Below are 14,541 nucleotides of genomic sequence, written 5' to 3' on the forward strand. Positions count from 1 at the left end.
TTTTGTCTCTGTCTGCCCCAAAGGGCGCGCTCTAAGGGCCGAGACCGGCCGCAGGGGCTGGAGGTTGGACGACGATGGAAAAGATTCCGATGACCGCCGCGGGCTATACGGCTCTGGAAACAGAGTAGAAGCATTGCCAGCAGGAGGTGCGCCCGCGCATCATTCAGCAGATCACCGAAGCGCGCGGCCATGGCGACCTTTCGGAGAACGCGGAATATCACGCCGCCAAGGAGGCGCAGTCGCACAACGAGGGCCGCATCGCCGAGCTTGAGGACAAGCTGGCGCGCGCCGAGGTGATCGATGTCTCGAAATTGTCCGGCGACACCGTGAAATTCGGGGCGACCGTGACCCTGATCGACGAGGACACCGACAAGAAGCAGGTCTGGCAGATCGTGGGCGAGCCGGAGGCCGACGCCAAGTCGGGCCGCATCTCGATCTCGTCGCCGCTTGCCCGGGCGCTTCTCGGCAAGAAGAAGGGCGCCAGTGTCGAGGTGGTCACGCCCGGCGGCGCCAAGGCCTATGAGGTGCTGAAGGTGGAGTGGCGGTAAGCGCCACGCGGCACCATTCTCACTGTTTCGCTTCGACAGAGCGCCGGGCCGATGCCCGGCGCTTCTTTTTCGCGCGGCCGGACGCAAGACTGATCCGGGCTACTTCGCAACCGCGGCATAAAAGTCGCACGTCGCGACCATCTGGGCTTTCCCACATCGTTGTGTACGCGCTTGCGGCCGATACGGATGGCACTGAACCGCGCGTCGTGGAATAGCGCGACGTTGTCACCGGTCTCACATCGATACAGGATCATCCATGGACAATCTCTGCGCCACATGGGCCCCGCGCCTGCTGAGCATTCTGCGCATCATGTCCGGCTTGCTGTTCATGCAGCATGGCACCGCAAAGCTGCTCGGCATTCCGCAGATGGCCATGTTTGCCAAGCTGCAGCCCTACAGTCTCAGCTGGGTCGCCGGCGTCCTCGAACTGGTGGGCGGTGCCCTGCTGGTGATCGGACTGTTCACGCGGCCGGTTGCGTTCGTTCTCTCCGGCCTGATGGCCTTCGCCTATTTCATCGCGCACGCGCCGCGCGGGTTCTATCCGATCGTCAATGCCGGCGAACTGGCGGCATTGTACTGTTTCGTCTTCCTTTATCTCGCCGCCGCGGGCGGCGGCGCCTGGAGCGTCGACGCGCTGCGCAGGAAGGACTGACGCCACGGGTGGTGACAATTTGATCTTGCGGGTCGGCCAGCCGTCCCGGCGTGAATCGCCAGGCCCGCATCCGCAATGTCAGCGGATCATCGTGTTCGGCACCATCAGCGCGATCTGAGGGAACAGGATCAGCAACAGGATACACATCGCCATCGCCAGCCAGAACGGCAGAATGCCCTTGAAGATGTCGCCGATCGGCGTGTCGGGCACGAGCCCCTTGACCACGAACACGTTGATGCCAACCGGCGGACTGATGAGCCCCATCTCGAGCACGATCACCATGATGACGCCGAACCAGATCAGATCGAAATGCAGGGCCTCGACGATGGGGATGACGATCGCAAGCGTCAGCACGAGAATCGAGAATCCCTCGAGGAACATGCCGAGCCCGATATAGATCAGGATGATGATGGACAGCACGATGTAGCGCGACAGATCGAGACCGATCAGCCATTTCGCCAGTTGCTCCGGCAGGCCGCTCAGCGCGAGGAACGGCCCGAACACGAAGGCGCCGATCAGGATCAGAAACACGAAGGCCGTGGTCTTGACCGTTTCAAGAAGAATGGACCCCAGCGACTCGAAGGTGATGGTCCGACGCCAGAAGGCCAGGATGAACGACAGCAGGGCGCCGACCGCCGCAGCCTCGCCGGGCGTGAAAATTCCGAGATAGATGCCGCCGATGCTGACCGCGACGATCACGACCATGGGGCCGGCCTGAACCGCCGTGCGCATGCGTTCGTCGTAGGAGGCGCGCGTGCCGGGCGGCCCGAGATCCGGACGAAGGCGAGTCCAAATCGCAATCGTTGCAATGAACAGGGCCGCCAGCAGCAATCCCGGCAGGAACCCCGCCAGCAACAGCTTGCCAATCGACTGCTCGGTCAGGATCGCATAGATCACGAAGGCGGTACTGGGCGGAATCAGGATGCCGAGCGTACCGCCTGCGGCGACCGTACCGGCGGCAAGCCCGTCGTCGTATTTGTAGCGCTTCATCTCCGGGAGGCAGACCCGTCCCATCGTAACCGCGGATGCGACGCTCGAACCGGACACCGCGGCAAATCCGGCGCAGGCCGCAATGGTTGCGGAGGCAAGGCCACCCCGCAGATGGCCGAGCCAGGCATAGGCGGCCGCATAGAGATCGCGGCTCATCCCGGACACCGCCGCACAATTTCCCATCAGCACGAATAGCGGAATGACGGCGAGATCGTAGATCGTCGAATACGAATAGGGCGCATTGCCAAGCGCCGACAAGGCAGCCGGCACGCCGTTCAGCCAGGCGAAACCGGTGATGCCGACGAGCAGCATCGCGATGCCGATCGGCATGCGCAGCGCAAGCAGCACCAGCATGGCAACGATGCCGATCAGGCCGATGGTTTCCCGATCGAGCGTCACGGCTGCGCCGTCTCGCCGACAGGCTTGCGCTCAAGCGTCTGCGCCCCCCTCACGAACAGGACGAGCGCGAACAGCATGCAGCAGAATGCGACCGTGAAGCGGAACGGATAATGCGGCATGCGCATCATGTTGCTGACCTGATGAACGGTCGCAATCGTCTCCAGCGCCACGCGCCATGCGATCAGCAAGAAAAGCGCGCCGCCGATGAACGAGATCACCGCCGGCAGCAGCCGCAGCGACGGCCGGTCCAGATATTTCTCGAACAGATCGACGGAGATATGCGCGCCTACCCAGCCGGTATAGGGAATGGCGAGGAACACGATCAGCGCCATGCAGAATTCGGTGAATTCGATCGATCCGCTGAAGGGCCGATCGAATGCAGCGCGCATGATCACGTCCGCGACGGTGAAGACCATCAACACAAGCAGCACGCCGCCGCTCGCAAGTGCAAGCCAGCGCAGGAAGCGCCCGAAGAATTCCATCGATCTCTCCGCCGCTTCCCGCGTGATACCGGCGGGCCTCAGCTCAGCGCGCCATAGGCGCCGACCAGGCCGCTGCCCGGCAAGCCGGCCTTGTCGGCTTCCGCCGCCTTGGCCTTGATCAGCTCGCGGAAAGCGGCGCGCCAGCGCTTGTTCTCGGCGTCGGACAGCGGGATGAGCTCGCGTTCCTTGTTGTCGGCCACCGCCTTTTCCGCAGCCTTGCTCTGGATATCGTAGGTCTGCGCACCCTTCAGGCTGAGCGAGAGACCCGTGGTCTCGTCGATCGCCTTGCGCAGATCCGCGGGCAGTTTTTCGTAGCGGGCGCGATTCATGGCGACCAGGAACGGCGAACGTCCAAGCGGCGCATTGGTCGTGAAATATTTCGCGACCTCGATCAGCTTGAAATCGAGCGCCGCCGACATCGGGATCATCGCCCCATCCACAACGCCGCGGTCGATGGCGTTGTAGATCGCAGGCGCCGGCATGTCGACCGGGGTCGTTCCGATCGCCTGCAACTGCGAGGATTGCGCCGCCGAGGGGGTGCGAAGCTTCAGCCCCTTCATGTCGTCAAGCGAGCGGACCGGCTTCGCCTTCGACATGATGCTCGCGGTATCGGAATTCCACAGCATCAGCACCTTGGCGTCCTTGAAGTCGCGCGCCAGGAACTTGTCGAAATGCGTCCAGAGCTTCTTCGTTCCGTCCTCGGCGCTGTCGGAGAGACCCGGCAATTCGGTGAGCGCCATCATCGGAAAATCGGCCGACGTATAGCCCGGCAGCGTGAAGGTGATGTCGGACACGCCCTGCGCCATCTGCCGGTACAGCTCGGGCGGCTTGCCGCCGAGTTGCATCGAGGGGAAGAACCGGACCTTCAGCTTGCCGCCGGTCTTCTTTTCGAGTTCGGCCGCCCACGGCACCAGCACTTTTGCATAGATGATGTGGCTCGGCGGAACGAAGGTCGAAAGCTTCAGTTCTTCCTGCGCGAACGCCGACGTGACGGGCCACGCCGAAACGGCAGCCGTTGCCGCACTGGCCTTCAGAAATGTCCTGCGACTGGCACGCATAGTAATCCTCCCTTGTGATCGCGAACGGCTGCCGGTTTTTTTCCGGCTTGTTGTGCCGCCATTGAATTGGCTACGGGTCTGTCTCAGCAGAAGTTGGCGGGCATGTTATCGGGGTCTGATACCCCGTCAATGCGGCAACAACGTCAATCGCCAGCCGATTCTCCGGGTCTCGGGAAGTCGGCCTCAGGACGAGGAGCCGGCCCGCGCTCCATCGGAACTGCCGGCGCGTCCTTCGACACGTGCAGCGTGAGGGACGTTTTCACATTGCGGACATGCGGTGCGCCGGTCAGTTCGGCAACGAAACTCTGGAAGGTCTTCAGGTCAGGCGCCACGCATTTGAGGATAAAGTCGACCTCGCCCGACAGCATCCAGCATTCGCGCACCAGAGGCTGCTCCCGCACGAAGGCTTCGAAGGCGGCGAGGTCCGGCTCGGCCTGGCTCGACAAATGCACCAGGGCGAATACCGTGACTTCGTAGCCCAGCCGCTTTTCGTCGAGCAGCGCCCGGTAACCGCGGATATAGCCCGCCTCCTCCAGCGCCCGGACCCGCCGCAGGCAGGGCGGCGCGGATATCCCGACGCGGCGCGCCAGTTCCACATTGGTGATGCGACCGTTCTCCTGCAGCTCGGCCAGGATTTTCCAGTCGATCGCGTCAAGTCGCGCGAGCATTGCGCCTGAGCCTCCTTCGGGCCGGATTTTCAAGGAGACCATAGCCAGTTCAGTGCGGTCACGAAATAAAATTACGCGGATCGCGCTCGGCGAGCATTTCCCTCGCTAATCGAGGCCCGGCCGGGTTGCGTTACTTGCATAGCTCCGGCAAATGCCTAAATTCCCGACCGAAAGCCGCCTGCTTCCCCGTTTCCCGCCGTGGCGGCTGGACCTTGCGGATTTCACATGGCCACGACCACGCATGCCAAGGTTGTCATCATCGGCTCCGGGCCAGCCGGCTACACTGCGGCGGTCTACGCCGCGCGCGCCATGCTGGAACCCGTTCTGATCCAGGGCTATCAGCCGGGCGGCCAGCTTACGATCACCACCGATGTGGAGAATTACCCGGGCTTCGCCGATGTGATCCAGGGCCCATGGCTCATGGAACAGATGCAGAAGCAGGCCGAGCATGTCGGCACCCGGATCGTCACCGACCATGTCAACGATCTCGATATCTCCGCCCGTCCGTTCCGGCTCTCCTGCGATTCCGGCGACGTGTTTCTTGCCGACGCCGTGATCCTCGCAACCGGCGCGCAGGCACGCTGGCTCGGCCTGCCGTTCGAGGAGACATTCAAGGGCTATGGCGTCTCGGCCTGCGCCACCTGCGACGGCTTTTTCTATCGCGGCAAGGAGGTGATGGTCATCGGCGGCGGCAATACCGCGGTCGAGGAGGCTCTCTTTCTCACCAATTTCGCGAGCAAGGTCACGCTGGTGCACCGCAGGGACAGCCTGCGCGCCGAACGCATCCTGCAGGACCGGCTGTTCAAGCATCCCAAGATCGAGGTGGTCTGGGACAGTGTGGTCGACGACCTCGCCGGCAGCACCGACCCGCACAAGGTGACCGGCGCGTTCCTGCGTAACCTCAAGACCGGCGCCGTCAGCGAGCGCAAGGTCGATGGCGTGTTCGTCGCCATCGGACATTCGCCATCGACCGAACTGGTACTCGGCAAGGTCGAGATGAAGCCGAACGGCTATGTGGCGACGGCGCCCGACTCGACCGCGACTTCGGTGCCCGGCCTGTTCGCGGCCGGCGACGTGACCGACGATATCTATCGCCAGGCGGTTACCGCCGCCGGCATGGGCTGCATGGCCGCTCTTGAGGCCGAACGATTCCTCGCCGCGCACGAAGGCTTGCGCGCGGCCGCAGAATAAGGCGGTGTCCTCTTGCTTCAGCAGCGATCACGATTCTCGATGAGCGCGATGGATTGGGACAAGCTCAAGGTGTTCCATGCCGCCGCGGAAGCCGGCAGTTTCACCCATGCCGGGGAGCAGCTCGGTTTGTCGCAATCCGCGGTTTCGCGGCAGGTCAGCGCGCTGGAACAGGCGCTGAACGTCTCGCTGTTCCATCGCCATGCGCGCGGTCTGATCCTGACCGAACAGGGCGAGTTGCTCTACCGCACCGCGCACGAAGTGTTCATGAAGCTGGAATCGGCGCGCGCCAAGCTGACCGACAGCCGCGAGCGCCCGAACGGGGACCTGAAGGTCACGACCACGGTCGGGCTTGGCACGCACTGGCTCACGCCGAAGATCGGCGAATTCATCGATTTGTACCCGGATATCCGCATCTCGCTGATCACCACCGACGAGGAACTCGACCTTGCCATGCGCGAGGCCGACGTCGCGATCCGGCTGCGCATCCCGACGCAGCCTGACCTGATCCAGCGCAAGCTGTTCTCCGTGCATTTCCACGTCTATGCCTCGCCGGAATATCTCAAGCGTTTCGGCACGCCGTCCAAGATCGAGGATCTCGACAATCACCGGATCATGCTGCTGGGCGGCGGGAACATCCCAACCTTCCTGCAGAACCGGAACTGGCCGCTTGAGGTGGGCCGCGAAGGCAAGGCACCACGTGCGCCGATCCTCGTCGTAAACAACATCCTCGCGCTTCTGCGCGCCTGCCAGCAGGGGATCGGTATCGCGCTGCTCCCGGATTATCTGATCGAGGAGAATCGTGGCCTCGTTCAGCTGCTCGGGCAGACCGACCCGATCACGCTGGACGCCTATTTCGTCTATCCGGAAGAACTCAAGTCGGTCGCGCGCGTGCAGGTATTCCGCGACTTCCTGGTGTCGAAGGCGCAGCGCTGGACGTTCTGATCCTGCCGCCGGTTACCGCGAATAGGGGCGCGACGGGCGCGGAGACGGCGTATCGTCGCGAAATCAATCCCGTAACCGACAATCATGCCGCCGACGCTCACACCGCCGATGCAAGGCTTGCGGTGCGCGCATGGCAGATCGTCTTGCGAGCGGCGCATGGCTGGTTAACGGCCATATGCGTTGTCGCCGGGCGTTTCCGAAATCATACTTCAACGATGCTGGATGCGATTGGCTTTCGAATCCTCCCAGATCGCGGCCGTTGCAGACAGTGATTCCCCTCTGGAAGGTGATTGCCGACATTCCCGCGTCGGCAAAGACTCAACCGGGCCGCTCCCCTCGCGGCCCGGTTTTTTTTGGCGTTCGGGTTCACTCTTGAACGTCAGCCTGCGCGCAGGGGCCGCCTCGCCGGTACGCCCACGAGACGTTTGGCGGCGCGTGAAGCTGCATCGATATAGCGGCGATGTCCGTGGATCAGTGTCAGCGCCATCGCGCCTTCCATCAGCAGCATGATCTCAGAGGCGCGTTCGGCCGGATCGTGAACCTGCGCCTGCGCCAGCCGCCCGGCAAGCCAGGTCTCCGTCGCGCCCTTGACGCGACGCGCGAGCGCGCGCGCCGGATGGCCCGGCAGATCGGCAAGCTCCACCACGAGTCGCGTGAATCCCGAGCCCGACCAGCGCGGCGTCGCACTCGCCCAGCCGGACAGCTGACCAAAGAAGGACTCGATCAGGCCGTCCCGATCGATCGGCATGCGATCACCGATACGCTTCAGCCGCTGCGCCGCAAGCGCGTCGTGATGCGACATGACCGCCGCGAGCAGATCATCCTTGCTTCGCACATACGAATAGAGCGTGCGCTTGGTCACGCCGGCACGGTCGGCGATGGTGTCGAGTGACGTGCGGGCGTAGCCGGCCCGCCAGAAGCATTCATAGGCCGCATCAATGATCCGCTGCCGCGTCGCCTCGGTCTTCCTGCGCATCGCGCCCATCCCATAAATATACCGAGTGGTGAGTTTACACCGAACCATGGCTTTGACACGCTTTTGCGATCCATTCCGGGAGCGCACCGATGCAAGCTCGCCCGCTCACCTTTCGCGGCATCACCGCGCGCGCGGTGGTGCTGAAGCTGAAGCGGCCGATCGTGGCCCGCATCATGACAATCGCGGAATGGCCGCTGATCCTGATCGATCTGGATACCGACGAAGGCGTAACCGGGCGAAGTTATATCGGGCCCTACAACGTCGCTTCGATCAAGTATCTGCTGCCGATCATTCGCGATTTCGGCCACCTGTTCAGCGGTCAGCCGATGGCGCCGAGCGACCTTTATGCCAAGGCGCGGAAGTCGCTTCACCTGGTAGGCTATTCCGGCATGTCGATGGTGGCGGTGTCGGCGCTCGACATGGCGGCATGGGACGCGGCCGCGAAAGCGGCCGGAATGCCGCTCTGCGTGCTTCTTGGCGGCAGCGTCGGACCGGTGCGGGCCTATAACAGCAACGGTCTGTGGCTGGCGGAGCCCGAGAAAGTCGCGGCCGAAGCTCCGGAATTGCGCGACGCGGGCGGTTTCCGCGGATTGAAGCTGCGGCTTGGCCGCGCGCACCCGCGTGACGACCTTGCTGCGATCGAGGCAATCCGCAAATCGGTGGGCGAAGACATCGCGCTCATGGCCGATTTCAACCAGGGCCTCGACATGGCGGAAGCGCTGGCGCGCTGCCCGTCCCTCGACGATCTCGGGCTTGCATGGATCGAGGAGCCGATTCTTTACGAGAATATTGCCGGCTGCGCGAAGCTCGCCGGTCAGCTCAAAACGCCGATCCAGATCGGCGAGAATTTCTACGGACCGCGCGACCTTGCCGATGCGCTTGACGCGAAGGCCTGCGACTTCGTGATGCCCGATCTGATGCGCATCGGCGGCGTGACCGGATGGCTCCGCGCCGCGGCAATCGCAGGCACGGCCGGCATACCGGTCTCGACGCATCTTTATCCGGAATTCTCCGCGCATGTGATGCGCGTCACCGAAACCGCGCATTGGCTCGAATGGCAGGACTGGGCGGAGGCGGTGCTGCAGCGGCCATTTCCGGTGAAAGACGGGATGGTTTCGATTCCCGATTTGCCCGGTGCCGGGATTGAATGGGACGAGGACGCGGTGAAGCGGCACGCCATAGAAATGTAGCTGTCCTGCGGCTTTTTGGCCGCCCGCCGTCGCATGCGCCCCCCTTGCAAGTCTTGCGGCGCGCCCCTGTAATCGATCGCGTAGTCAAAACGGGGTCGCCACCATGCGCAAAGTGCCGCTCGCTTTCCTTCTTGCTTCGCTCGCCGCCGGTCACGCCCTGGCGCAGGACCGCAAGGTCATTTCGACGCCGAATGCGCCCGAAGCCATCGGGCCCTATTCGCAGGCGATCCGCGCCGGCAAGACGATCTATCTCGCCGGCCAGATCGCGATCGATCCAAAGACCAAGGAATTGAAGAAAGGCACCATCGAAGAAGAAACCAAGCTGGTGCTGGAGAATCTGCAGGCGGTGCTCGCCGCGGAGGGACTCGGAATGGAGCACATCGTCTCCACCACCGTGTTCCTGAAGGACCTGAACGAATTCGGAAAGATGAATGGCGTTTACGCGACATTCTTCAAGTCGAACCCGCCGGCGCGCGCAACCGTCGAAGTGGCGCGCTTGCCGCGCGATGTGAAGGTGGAGATCGCAGCCATCGCGGTGGCGCCGTAGTCTTTGCAGGCCGCAGGGCGGATCAGGCGAAGCGCAATCGCCGATTTGAAAACTTTTTGAAAAAGCGGCGGATTAGCCCTTCAGGCTGATCCGCCGCAAACGACTTCCGTTGCGTCACGCATACAGCCGCTCGTTCTCCAGCCCCTTGTAGAGATCGGCGACCCATTCGCCGTAGCCGTTGAACAGCAGCGTCGGCACGCGCTTGCCGCCGGCACCGATCACCTCCTCGGTCGCCTGGCTCCAGCGCGGATGATCGACCTTCGGATTCACATTGGCCCAGAAACCGTATTCGCGCGCCTGCAAGGATTCCCAGTATGACTTGGGGCGCTTGTCCGTGAAGTGGAAGCGCACGATCGACTTCACCGACTTGAAGCCGTATTTCCACGGCACCGCGAGCCGGATTGGCGCTCCGTTCTGCCGCGGGGCCGGCTTGCCATAGACACCGGTGACGAGGAAAGCGAGATCGTTGCCGGCCTCGGCGATGGTAAGGCCCTCGGTATAGGGCCACGGATACCAGGTCTGGCGCTGGCCCGGCGCCATCGATGCGTCCTTGAAGGTCTCCATCTGAAGATATTTCGCGGACGACAGCGGCTTTGCCAGTTCGACGAGCTTTGCGACCGGAAAGCCGGTCCACGGAATCGTCATGCTCCATGCCTCGACGCAGCGCAGCCGGTAGACCCGTTCCTCAAGAGGCATCTTGCGGATCAGGTCGTCGATGCCGATTTCGAACGGCTTTTCGACCATGCCGTCGATCTTGACAATCCACGGCCTGATCTTCAGCGCCTGCGCGCGCTCGGAAATGTATTTGTCGCCGCCGAATTCGTAGAAATTGTTGTAGGTGGTCGCGATCTTCTCCTCGGTCAGCGGACGATCGACCGGATAGGTCGTGTTGGCCTTGGCCGGATAGAGATCGGCGGTGGGATCCGGCAGCTTTTCGACGTCGGAAAGCCGCTGCGCCCCCGCATATCCGAGGGTGAGTGCGCCGACGCCCCCCGCAAGCAGCGCGCGCCGGCTGAGGAAAAAACGTTCCGGCGTGACCTGACCTTCCGGAATTTCCCAGCCGCGGCGGCGGATAATGTTCATCGCGTCCTCCAGACTCGTGCCGTCACTCGTCCCATCGCTCAGGATGACATATTCAGGGGCGCATAGGGGCGCAAATCACGGATATGCGAAAGCAATATGATGGATCCGGCCTGTAACAAACCGACGCGGCACTTCGAATAAGCGGCTGGATTATGCCCGGGTGCCGAACCGGGGCGAAAAGCCGTGCAGCGAGCGCTCGCCCGTGATCGCCTCGGCCTGATCCTGGTTGCGCACCACGCGCCGGCGCAGCAGCGCCACGAATTGTTCCTTTGGCATGGGCTTGGCGAACAGATAGCCCTGCCCGACATCGCAGCCCAGCGCCTGCAGCTTGTGACTTTCGTGATGGGTCTCGATGCCCTCGGCCACGGTTTTCAGACCGAACCTATGCGAAAGTTCCACGATGGTCTCGCACAGCCCGGAATTGTGCGCATTCCTGTTACAGTTCATCACATAGGACCGGTCGATCTTCAGTTCGCTGAAGGGCAATCGCTTCAGTCGGGCGAGCGACGCATAGCCGGCGCCCAAATCGTCGATTGCAAGCGTGCAGTGATGCGCGCGCAATTCCGCCGCAACCTCGCTGGCGATCTGCAGATCGTTGATGATTTCATCCTCGGTCACTTCGATGATCAGACCGGGCCAGCGGGTCGAGCGCGGACGCTGCTCGCGCAGCATGGCAGTCAGCGGCAACCGGGTGAAGGCGCAAACCGGTGCATTCACGGCGAGCCGTACCGAGGCGCCATTCGCCGACAGGTCCTCCCAGTCGCGGAGCGCGGTCAGAATCACCTGCTCCGTCATCTTGAGCATGTCGGCCTCGGCGGCACCGGGCAGGAAGCTGCCCGGGAACATCGTTCCGTGTCTGGGATGGCGCACGCGGATCAGGCCCTCGGCACCGACAAGCCGCTTGGTCGCAAGATCGATCTTCGGCTGGTACCAGAGTTCGAGCCAGTTCTTGCGCATCGCCTGGTTGAGCGTGACCGCCGGCTTGCCACCACCGTCGGCACGGCAAAATCCCAGTTCCAGCGACAGCTTTCGAATGGCGGCGCCGTCATGCGGCGGCTGCAGCGCCTGCGGCATCCGCAGGCCGCGCTTGTCGCCCTCGAGCCGCAGCCGGCCAACGGCACCGATCTGCTCGTAGCTCTCGATCTTGACCGGTGCGACGAGTTGTACCGTTCCACGCTTGTGCAACGGAGCGAGCCCGGCGATTGCCTCGCGCGCCGCGGCGACACCAAGCCCAAGGTCGATGAAGGTGAGATCGGGGGCGTAACCGTTCGCCGCCTCGAGCATCGCACCGACCGTGTCGAAGGACCGGCCTGCAATCTTCTGCGCCGGCAACGCATCGGAATAGGCGCGGAGGCGGTCCCGGTCGCCGACCAGATACGCACGCCGCGCGGTACGCCTGTCTAATCCGATCAATCTGCCCAGGACACCGAGCATCACGCCACCGTTGCGCCGGAATCGGCACAGCTTCGCGCGCATTATTCAGTCGAAGTCCCGTGCGCGGCTTAACGCCGGCGCTAAAATATGAAGCGAGAAAACATCAAGGTTGCGGGATCGCCAGTTGCGGTCCGTCACCGCACATGGGCAGCAACGATGGCGCGGCCGGCTTCGATGAAATTTCGAGCCGGACCTTCATGTCCGGTGCTCTGGGTGCAGACCAGCGCACCCTCCAGGAGCATGAAAAGCTGGTCGGCAAGGAGCTCCGGCCGGGTGGCGCCCGCCCGGCGGCACAGGGCCGCGAGATTTTCCCGGGAATCCTGCTTGCACTGCTCGATCACGCAACGTGCGGGATGCTGCTTCTCCGGCAATTCCACCGCGGCATTGGCGAGCGCACAGCCGCGTGACTTGGGATCGCTCACATGCTCCGCCGCCTCGATCAGCCAGGCCTCAAGCTGAGCGTACGGGTCGTCGGGGTGCGCGGCCTCGATGGTGGACCAGATGTCGTGTTTTTCAGCCGCGAGCCCTCGCAGATATTCCGCGACCAGCGCATCCTTCGATTCGAAGTGGCGGTAGAGGGTCATCTTGTTGGTACCGGCGGCTTCCGCAATCGCTTCGACCCCGACCGCACGGATGCCGTTTCGGTAAAACAGGTCCCGGGCCGCCGCGACGATCCTCTCGCGGGGCGGAAGCTTCTCGGAAATCTCCAGTTTTTCAGCGGTCATGGCATTTGTGGTTCCTGACCCCTTGACAGGGGTGTTACCGGTCAGTAACTAACAGGTGTTACCGGTCAGTACCATAATCAAGTGGTGCCGGCCAGCCTGAAATCCCGACCGGAGGCCCCAAATGCATTTCCCCATCTACGGCAATTACAACGCAGCCGAAAGGGCCGCGCGTATCCGAACCCTGACCTTTCCCGAGATCCTGACCGATCCGCTGGTGCGAATGGTCATGAAAGCCGACGGAGTCGATCCGCAAGTCCTCGAAACCGAGCTTTCCGACATCGCGGCAACGCTCGACGCAGTCGAAACCGAACAATTGCCCTGCCCGGTCATGGCCTGCTGAGCCCGATTTTCCGACGTGGCGCAATCCTCCCGCCACGTTCCGCGCCGGACGGCGTCGTCCCGTCCCCTCCGAATGCCGTCCGGCGCCGCCTTTCGCCTCCCCCCCGACCAGAAATCCCGATCAGGAACCATGTCCATGAGCGCCACCTCGGCCGCCGCAAAGGCACCCGCCACCGAACCGCTATTCGAACCGTATCAGCTCGGTCCGCTGCACCTCTCCAACCGCATCGTGATGGCGCCGATGACCCGCAGCCGCGCGATCGACGGCAACGTCCCGAATCCCCTTGCGGAAACCTATTACCGCCAGCGCGCCAGTGCGGGACTGATCATCACCGAGGCCAGCCAGGTCAGTCCTCAGGGCCAGGGCTATATCCGCACGCCTGGCATCCATTCCCCCGAGCAGGTGGCCGCCTGGCGCAAGATCACCGCCGCCGTTGCGCGCGAAGGTGGAAAAATCTTTCTCCAGCTCTGGCATGTCGGACGCATTTCGCATCCGGATTTCCAGGGCGGCGAACTGCCGGTCGCGCCGTCGGCGATCATGCCGGACGGCGAGGTTTTCACCGCGCAGGGACCGAAAAAGATGGTTACGCCGCGCGCGCTGGATTTGTCCGAGCTTCCCGGCATCGTCGAGCAATTCCGCAAGGGTGCGGAGAACGCCAAGGCCGCGGGCTTCGACGGCGTCGAGATCCACGGCGCCAACGGCTATCTTCTCGACCAGTTCACCCGCGATGGCTCCAATCGCCGCGCAGATTCCTACGGCGGTTCGCTCGAAAACCGCGTACGCCTCCCGCTGGAAGTGACCAAGGCCGTGATCGGCGTGTGGGGCAAGGATCGCGTCGGCTACCGCGTCTCGCCGAACGGCGCCTACAATTCGATGTCGGATTCCAATCCCCGCGAGACTTTCTCGTATCTCACGCGGCGCCTCAGCGAGCTCGGTATCGTCTATCTGCACACCTTCGATCCGCCGAGCGGCGCGAACCATCTGGCACCGGAACTGCGCAAGCAGTTCACCGGCACCTTCATCGTCAATGGCGGCTATGACGAAGCGAGCGGCAATGCCGCGATCGCCAGCGGCGATGCCGATCTCGTGGCCTATGGCGTGCCGTTCCTCGCCAATCCCGATCTGCCCTATCGCTTCGGAAGGAAGGCCGGGCTGAACGCACCCGATCAGGCCACGTTCTATGCCGGCGAGGACAGGGGCTACACGGATTATCCGGCTTTGGCGCAATAGGCGGAGTGGCGCCACTCCGGCACCGCTCGAAAACGCGGTGCCGGAACGCCGCTCCTCGCGGTGGCCATCGACCGCGCTCACTGCTA

General features: G+C 63.2%; 15 protein-coding genes and 1 pseudogene. 8 read left to right on the plus strand and 8 right to left on the minus strand.

All coding sequences use genetic code 11. The features are described from left to right. Positions 1–74 precede the first annotated feature (74 nt). Positions 75–548: pseudogene (greA, locus tag AB7F49_RS32840) on the plus strand (transcription elongation factor GreA). Positions 549–804: 256 nt separating this feature from the next. Continuing rightward, positions 805–1,200: a DoxX family protein gene (locus AB7F49_RS32845; protein ID WP_428530101.1), complete on the plus strand. Its 396-nt coding sequence runs from the start codon at positions 805–807 to the stop codon at positions 1,198–1,200. Between the two features lie 78 nt (positions 1,201–1,278). Here the strand turns inward: AB7F49_RS32845 and AB7F49_RS32850 are convergent, their stop codons facing one another. The 4 genes from AB7F49_RS32850 to AB7F49_RS32865 all read right to left on the minus strand — a co-directional run bounded on the left by AB7F49_RS32850 (position 1,279) and on the right by AB7F49_RS32865 (position 4,797). Next, on the minus strand, positions 1,279–2,589 hold the full coding sequence (locus tag AB7F49_RS32850) for a TRAP transporter large permease (RefSeq protein WP_428530103.1): 1,311 nt from the start codon (positions 2,587–2,589) through the stop codon (positions 1,279–1,281). Next, complete coding sequence (locus tag AB7F49_RS32855; protein ID WP_428530105.1) at positions 2,586–3,071, minus strand: TRAP transporter small permease; 486 nt, start codon at positions 3,069–3,071, stop codon at positions 2,586–2,588. The genes AB7F49_RS32850 and AB7F49_RS32855 overlap by 4 nt, the downstream gene beginning before the upstream one ends. 38 nt (positions 3,072–3,109) lie before the next feature. Next, positions 3,110–4,129: a TRAP transporter substrate-binding protein gene (locus AB7F49_RS32860; protein WP_428530107.1), complete on the minus strand. Its 1,020-nt coding sequence runs from the start codon at positions 4,127–4,129 to the stop codon at positions 3,110–3,112. Between the two features lie 143 nt (positions 4,130–4,272). After that, complete coding sequence (locus AB7F49_RS32865; protein ID WP_428530109.1) at positions 4,273–4,797, minus strand: Lrp/AsnC family transcriptional regulator; 525 nt, start codon at positions 4,795–4,797, stop codon at positions 4,273–4,275. 225 nt (positions 4,798–5,022) lie between these two features. Between AB7F49_RS32865 and trxB the strand changes: the two genes are divergently transcribed. Both trxB and AB7F49_RS32875 read left to right on the plus strand, forming a co-directional pair. Further along, positions 5,023–5,988, plus strand: a complete 966-nt coding sequence (gene trxB / locus AB7F49_RS32870; RefSeq protein ID WP_428530111.1) for a thioredoxin-disulfide reductase — start codon at positions 5,023–5,025, stop codon at positions 5,986–5,988. A gap of 48 nt (positions 5,989–6,036) precedes the next feature. Continuing rightward, positions 6,037–6,930 (plus strand): LysR family transcriptional regulator, encoded by an 894-nt coding sequence (locus tag AB7F49_RS32875; RefSeq protein ID WP_428530129.1) that lies wholly within the window; start codon positions 6,037–6,039, stop codon positions 6,928–6,930. A gap of 379 nt (positions 6,931–7,309) precedes the next feature. On the opposite strand, the gene AB7F49_RS32880 is transcribed toward AB7F49_RS32875, so the two are convergent. Then, positions 7,310–7,906: a TetR/AcrR family transcriptional regulator gene (locus tag AB7F49_RS32880; protein WP_428530113.1), complete on the minus strand. Its 597-nt coding sequence runs from the start codon at positions 7,904–7,906 to the stop codon at positions 7,310–7,312. Between the two features lie 89 nt (positions 7,907–7,995). Here AB7F49_RS32880 and AB7F49_RS32885 point away from each other — a divergent pair, with 89 nt between their 5' ends. Together AB7F49_RS32885 and AB7F49_RS32890 are read left to right on the plus strand one after the other, a co-directional pair. Then, positions 7,996–9,096: an enolase C-terminal domain-like protein gene (locus AB7F49_RS32885; RefSeq protein WP_428530115.1), complete on the plus strand. Its 1,101-nt coding sequence runs from the start codon at positions 7,996–7,998 to the stop codon at positions 9,094–9,096. A 103-nt stretch (positions 9,097–9,199) separates the two neighbouring features. Beyond that, on the plus strand, positions 9,200–9,643 hold the full coding sequence (locus AB7F49_RS32890; RefSeq protein WP_428530117.1) for a RidA family protein: 444 nt from the start codon (positions 9,200–9,202) through the stop codon (positions 9,641–9,643). A 114-nt stretch (positions 9,644–9,757) separates the two neighbouring features. Here the strand turns inward: AB7F49_RS32890 and msrP are convergent, their stop codons facing one another. The 3 genes from msrP to AB7F49_RS32905 all read right to left on the minus strand — a co-directional run bounded on the left by msrP (position 9,758) and on the right by AB7F49_RS32905 (position 12,885). Beyond that, entirely contained in the window at positions 9,758–10,726 is a 969-nt protein-coding gene (msrP, locus tag AB7F49_RS32895; RefSeq protein ID WP_428530119.1) for a protein-methionine-sulfoxide reductase catalytic subunit MsrP, read from the minus strand. A 150-nt stretch (positions 10,727–10,876) separates the two neighbouring features. Then, the gene (locus tag AB7F49_RS32900) at positions 10,877–12,202 is read right to left on the minus strand and encodes an EAL domain-containing protein (protein ID WP_428530121.1); all 1,326 of its coding nucleotides are present in this window, start codon (positions 12,200–12,202) and stop codon (positions 10,877–10,879) included. A 92-nt stretch (positions 12,203–12,294) separates the two neighbouring features. Then, positions 12,295–12,885, minus strand: coding sequence for a TetR/AcrR family transcriptional regulator (locus tag AB7F49_RS32905; RefSeq protein WP_428530123.1), 591 nt, complete (start codon positions 12,883–12,885; stop codon positions 12,295–12,297). A gap of 121 nt (positions 12,886–13,006) precedes the next feature. Between AB7F49_RS32905 and AB7F49_RS32910 the strand changes: the two genes are divergently transcribed. Next, a complete protein-coding gene (locus AB7F49_RS32910; protein WP_428530125.1) occupies positions 13,007–13,225 on the plus strand; it encodes a hypothetical protein in 219 nt (72 codons plus the stop codon). 135 nt (positions 13,226–13,360) lie between these two features. After that, positions 13,361–14,455, plus strand: coding sequence for an alkene reductase (locus AB7F49_RS32915; RefSeq protein WP_428530127.1), 1,095 nt, complete (start codon positions 13,361–13,363; stop codon positions 14,453–14,455). Positions 14,456–14,541 lie beyond the last annotated feature (86 nt).

The sequence above is a fragment of the Pseudorhodoplanes sp. genome (assembly GCF_050250235.1).
Classification (GTDB): Bacteria; Pseudomonadota; Alphaproteobacteria; order Rhizobiales; family Xanthobacteraceae; genus Pseudorhodoplanes.

Bases quoted from the DNA above. Each gene is read 5' to 3' on its own strand.
- AB7F49_RS32845 (WP_428530101.1), top strand. From the start codon at position 805: ATGGACAATCTCTGCGCCACATGGGCCCCGCGCCTGCTGAGCATTCTG.
- AB7F49_RS32855 (WP_428530105.1), bottom strand. From the start codon at position 3,071: ATGGAATTCTTCGGGCGCTTCCTGCGCTGGCTTGCACTTGCGAGCGGC.
- AB7F49_RS32860 (WP_428530107.1), bottom strand. From the start codon at position 4,129: ATGCGTGCCAGTCGCAGGACATTTCTGAAGGCCAGTGCGGCAACGGCT.
- AB7F49_RS32865 (WP_428530109.1), bottom strand. From the start codon at position 4,797: ATGCTCGCGCGACTTGACGCGATCGACTGGAAAATCCTGGCCGAGCTG.
- trxB (WP_428530111.1), top strand. From the start codon at position 5,023: ATGGCCACGACCACGCATGCCAAGGTTGTCATCATCGGCTCCGGGCCA.
- AB7F49_RS32875 (WP_428530129.1), top strand. From the start codon at position 6,037: ATGGATTGGGACAAGCTCAAGGTGTTCCATGCCGCCGCGGAAGCCGGC.
- AB7F49_RS32880 (WP_428530113.1), bottom strand. From the start codon at position 7,906: ATGCGCAGGAAGACCGAGGCGACGCGGCAGCGGATCATTGATGCGGCC.
- AB7F49_RS32885 (WP_428530115.1), top strand. From the start codon at position 7,996: ATGCAAGCTCGCCCGCTCACCTTTCGCGGCATCACCGCGCGCGCGGTG.
- AB7F49_RS32890 (WP_428530117.1), top strand. From the start codon at position 9,200: ATGCGCAAAGTGCCGCTCGCTTTCCTTCTTGCTTCGCTCGCCGCCGGT.
- msrP (WP_428530119.1), bottom strand. From the start codon at position 10,726: ATGAACATTATCCGCCGCCGCGGCTGGGAAATTCCGGAAGGTCAGGTC.
- AB7F49_RS32900 (WP_428530121.1), bottom strand. From the start codon at position 12,202: ATGCGCGCGAAGCTGTGCCGATTCCGGCGCAACGGTGGCGTGATGCTC.
- AB7F49_RS32905 (WP_428530123.1), bottom strand. From the start codon at position 12,885: ATGACCGCTGAAAAACTGGAGATTTCCGAGAAGCTTCCGCCCCGCGAG.
- AB7F49_RS32910 (WP_428530125.1), top strand. From the start codon at position 13,007: ATGCATTTCCCCATCTACGGCAATTACAACGCAGCCGAAAGGGCCGCG.
- AB7F49_RS32915 (WP_428530127.1), top strand. From the start codon at position 13,361: ATGAGCGCCACCTCGGCCGCCGCAAAGGCACCCGCCACCGAACCGCTA.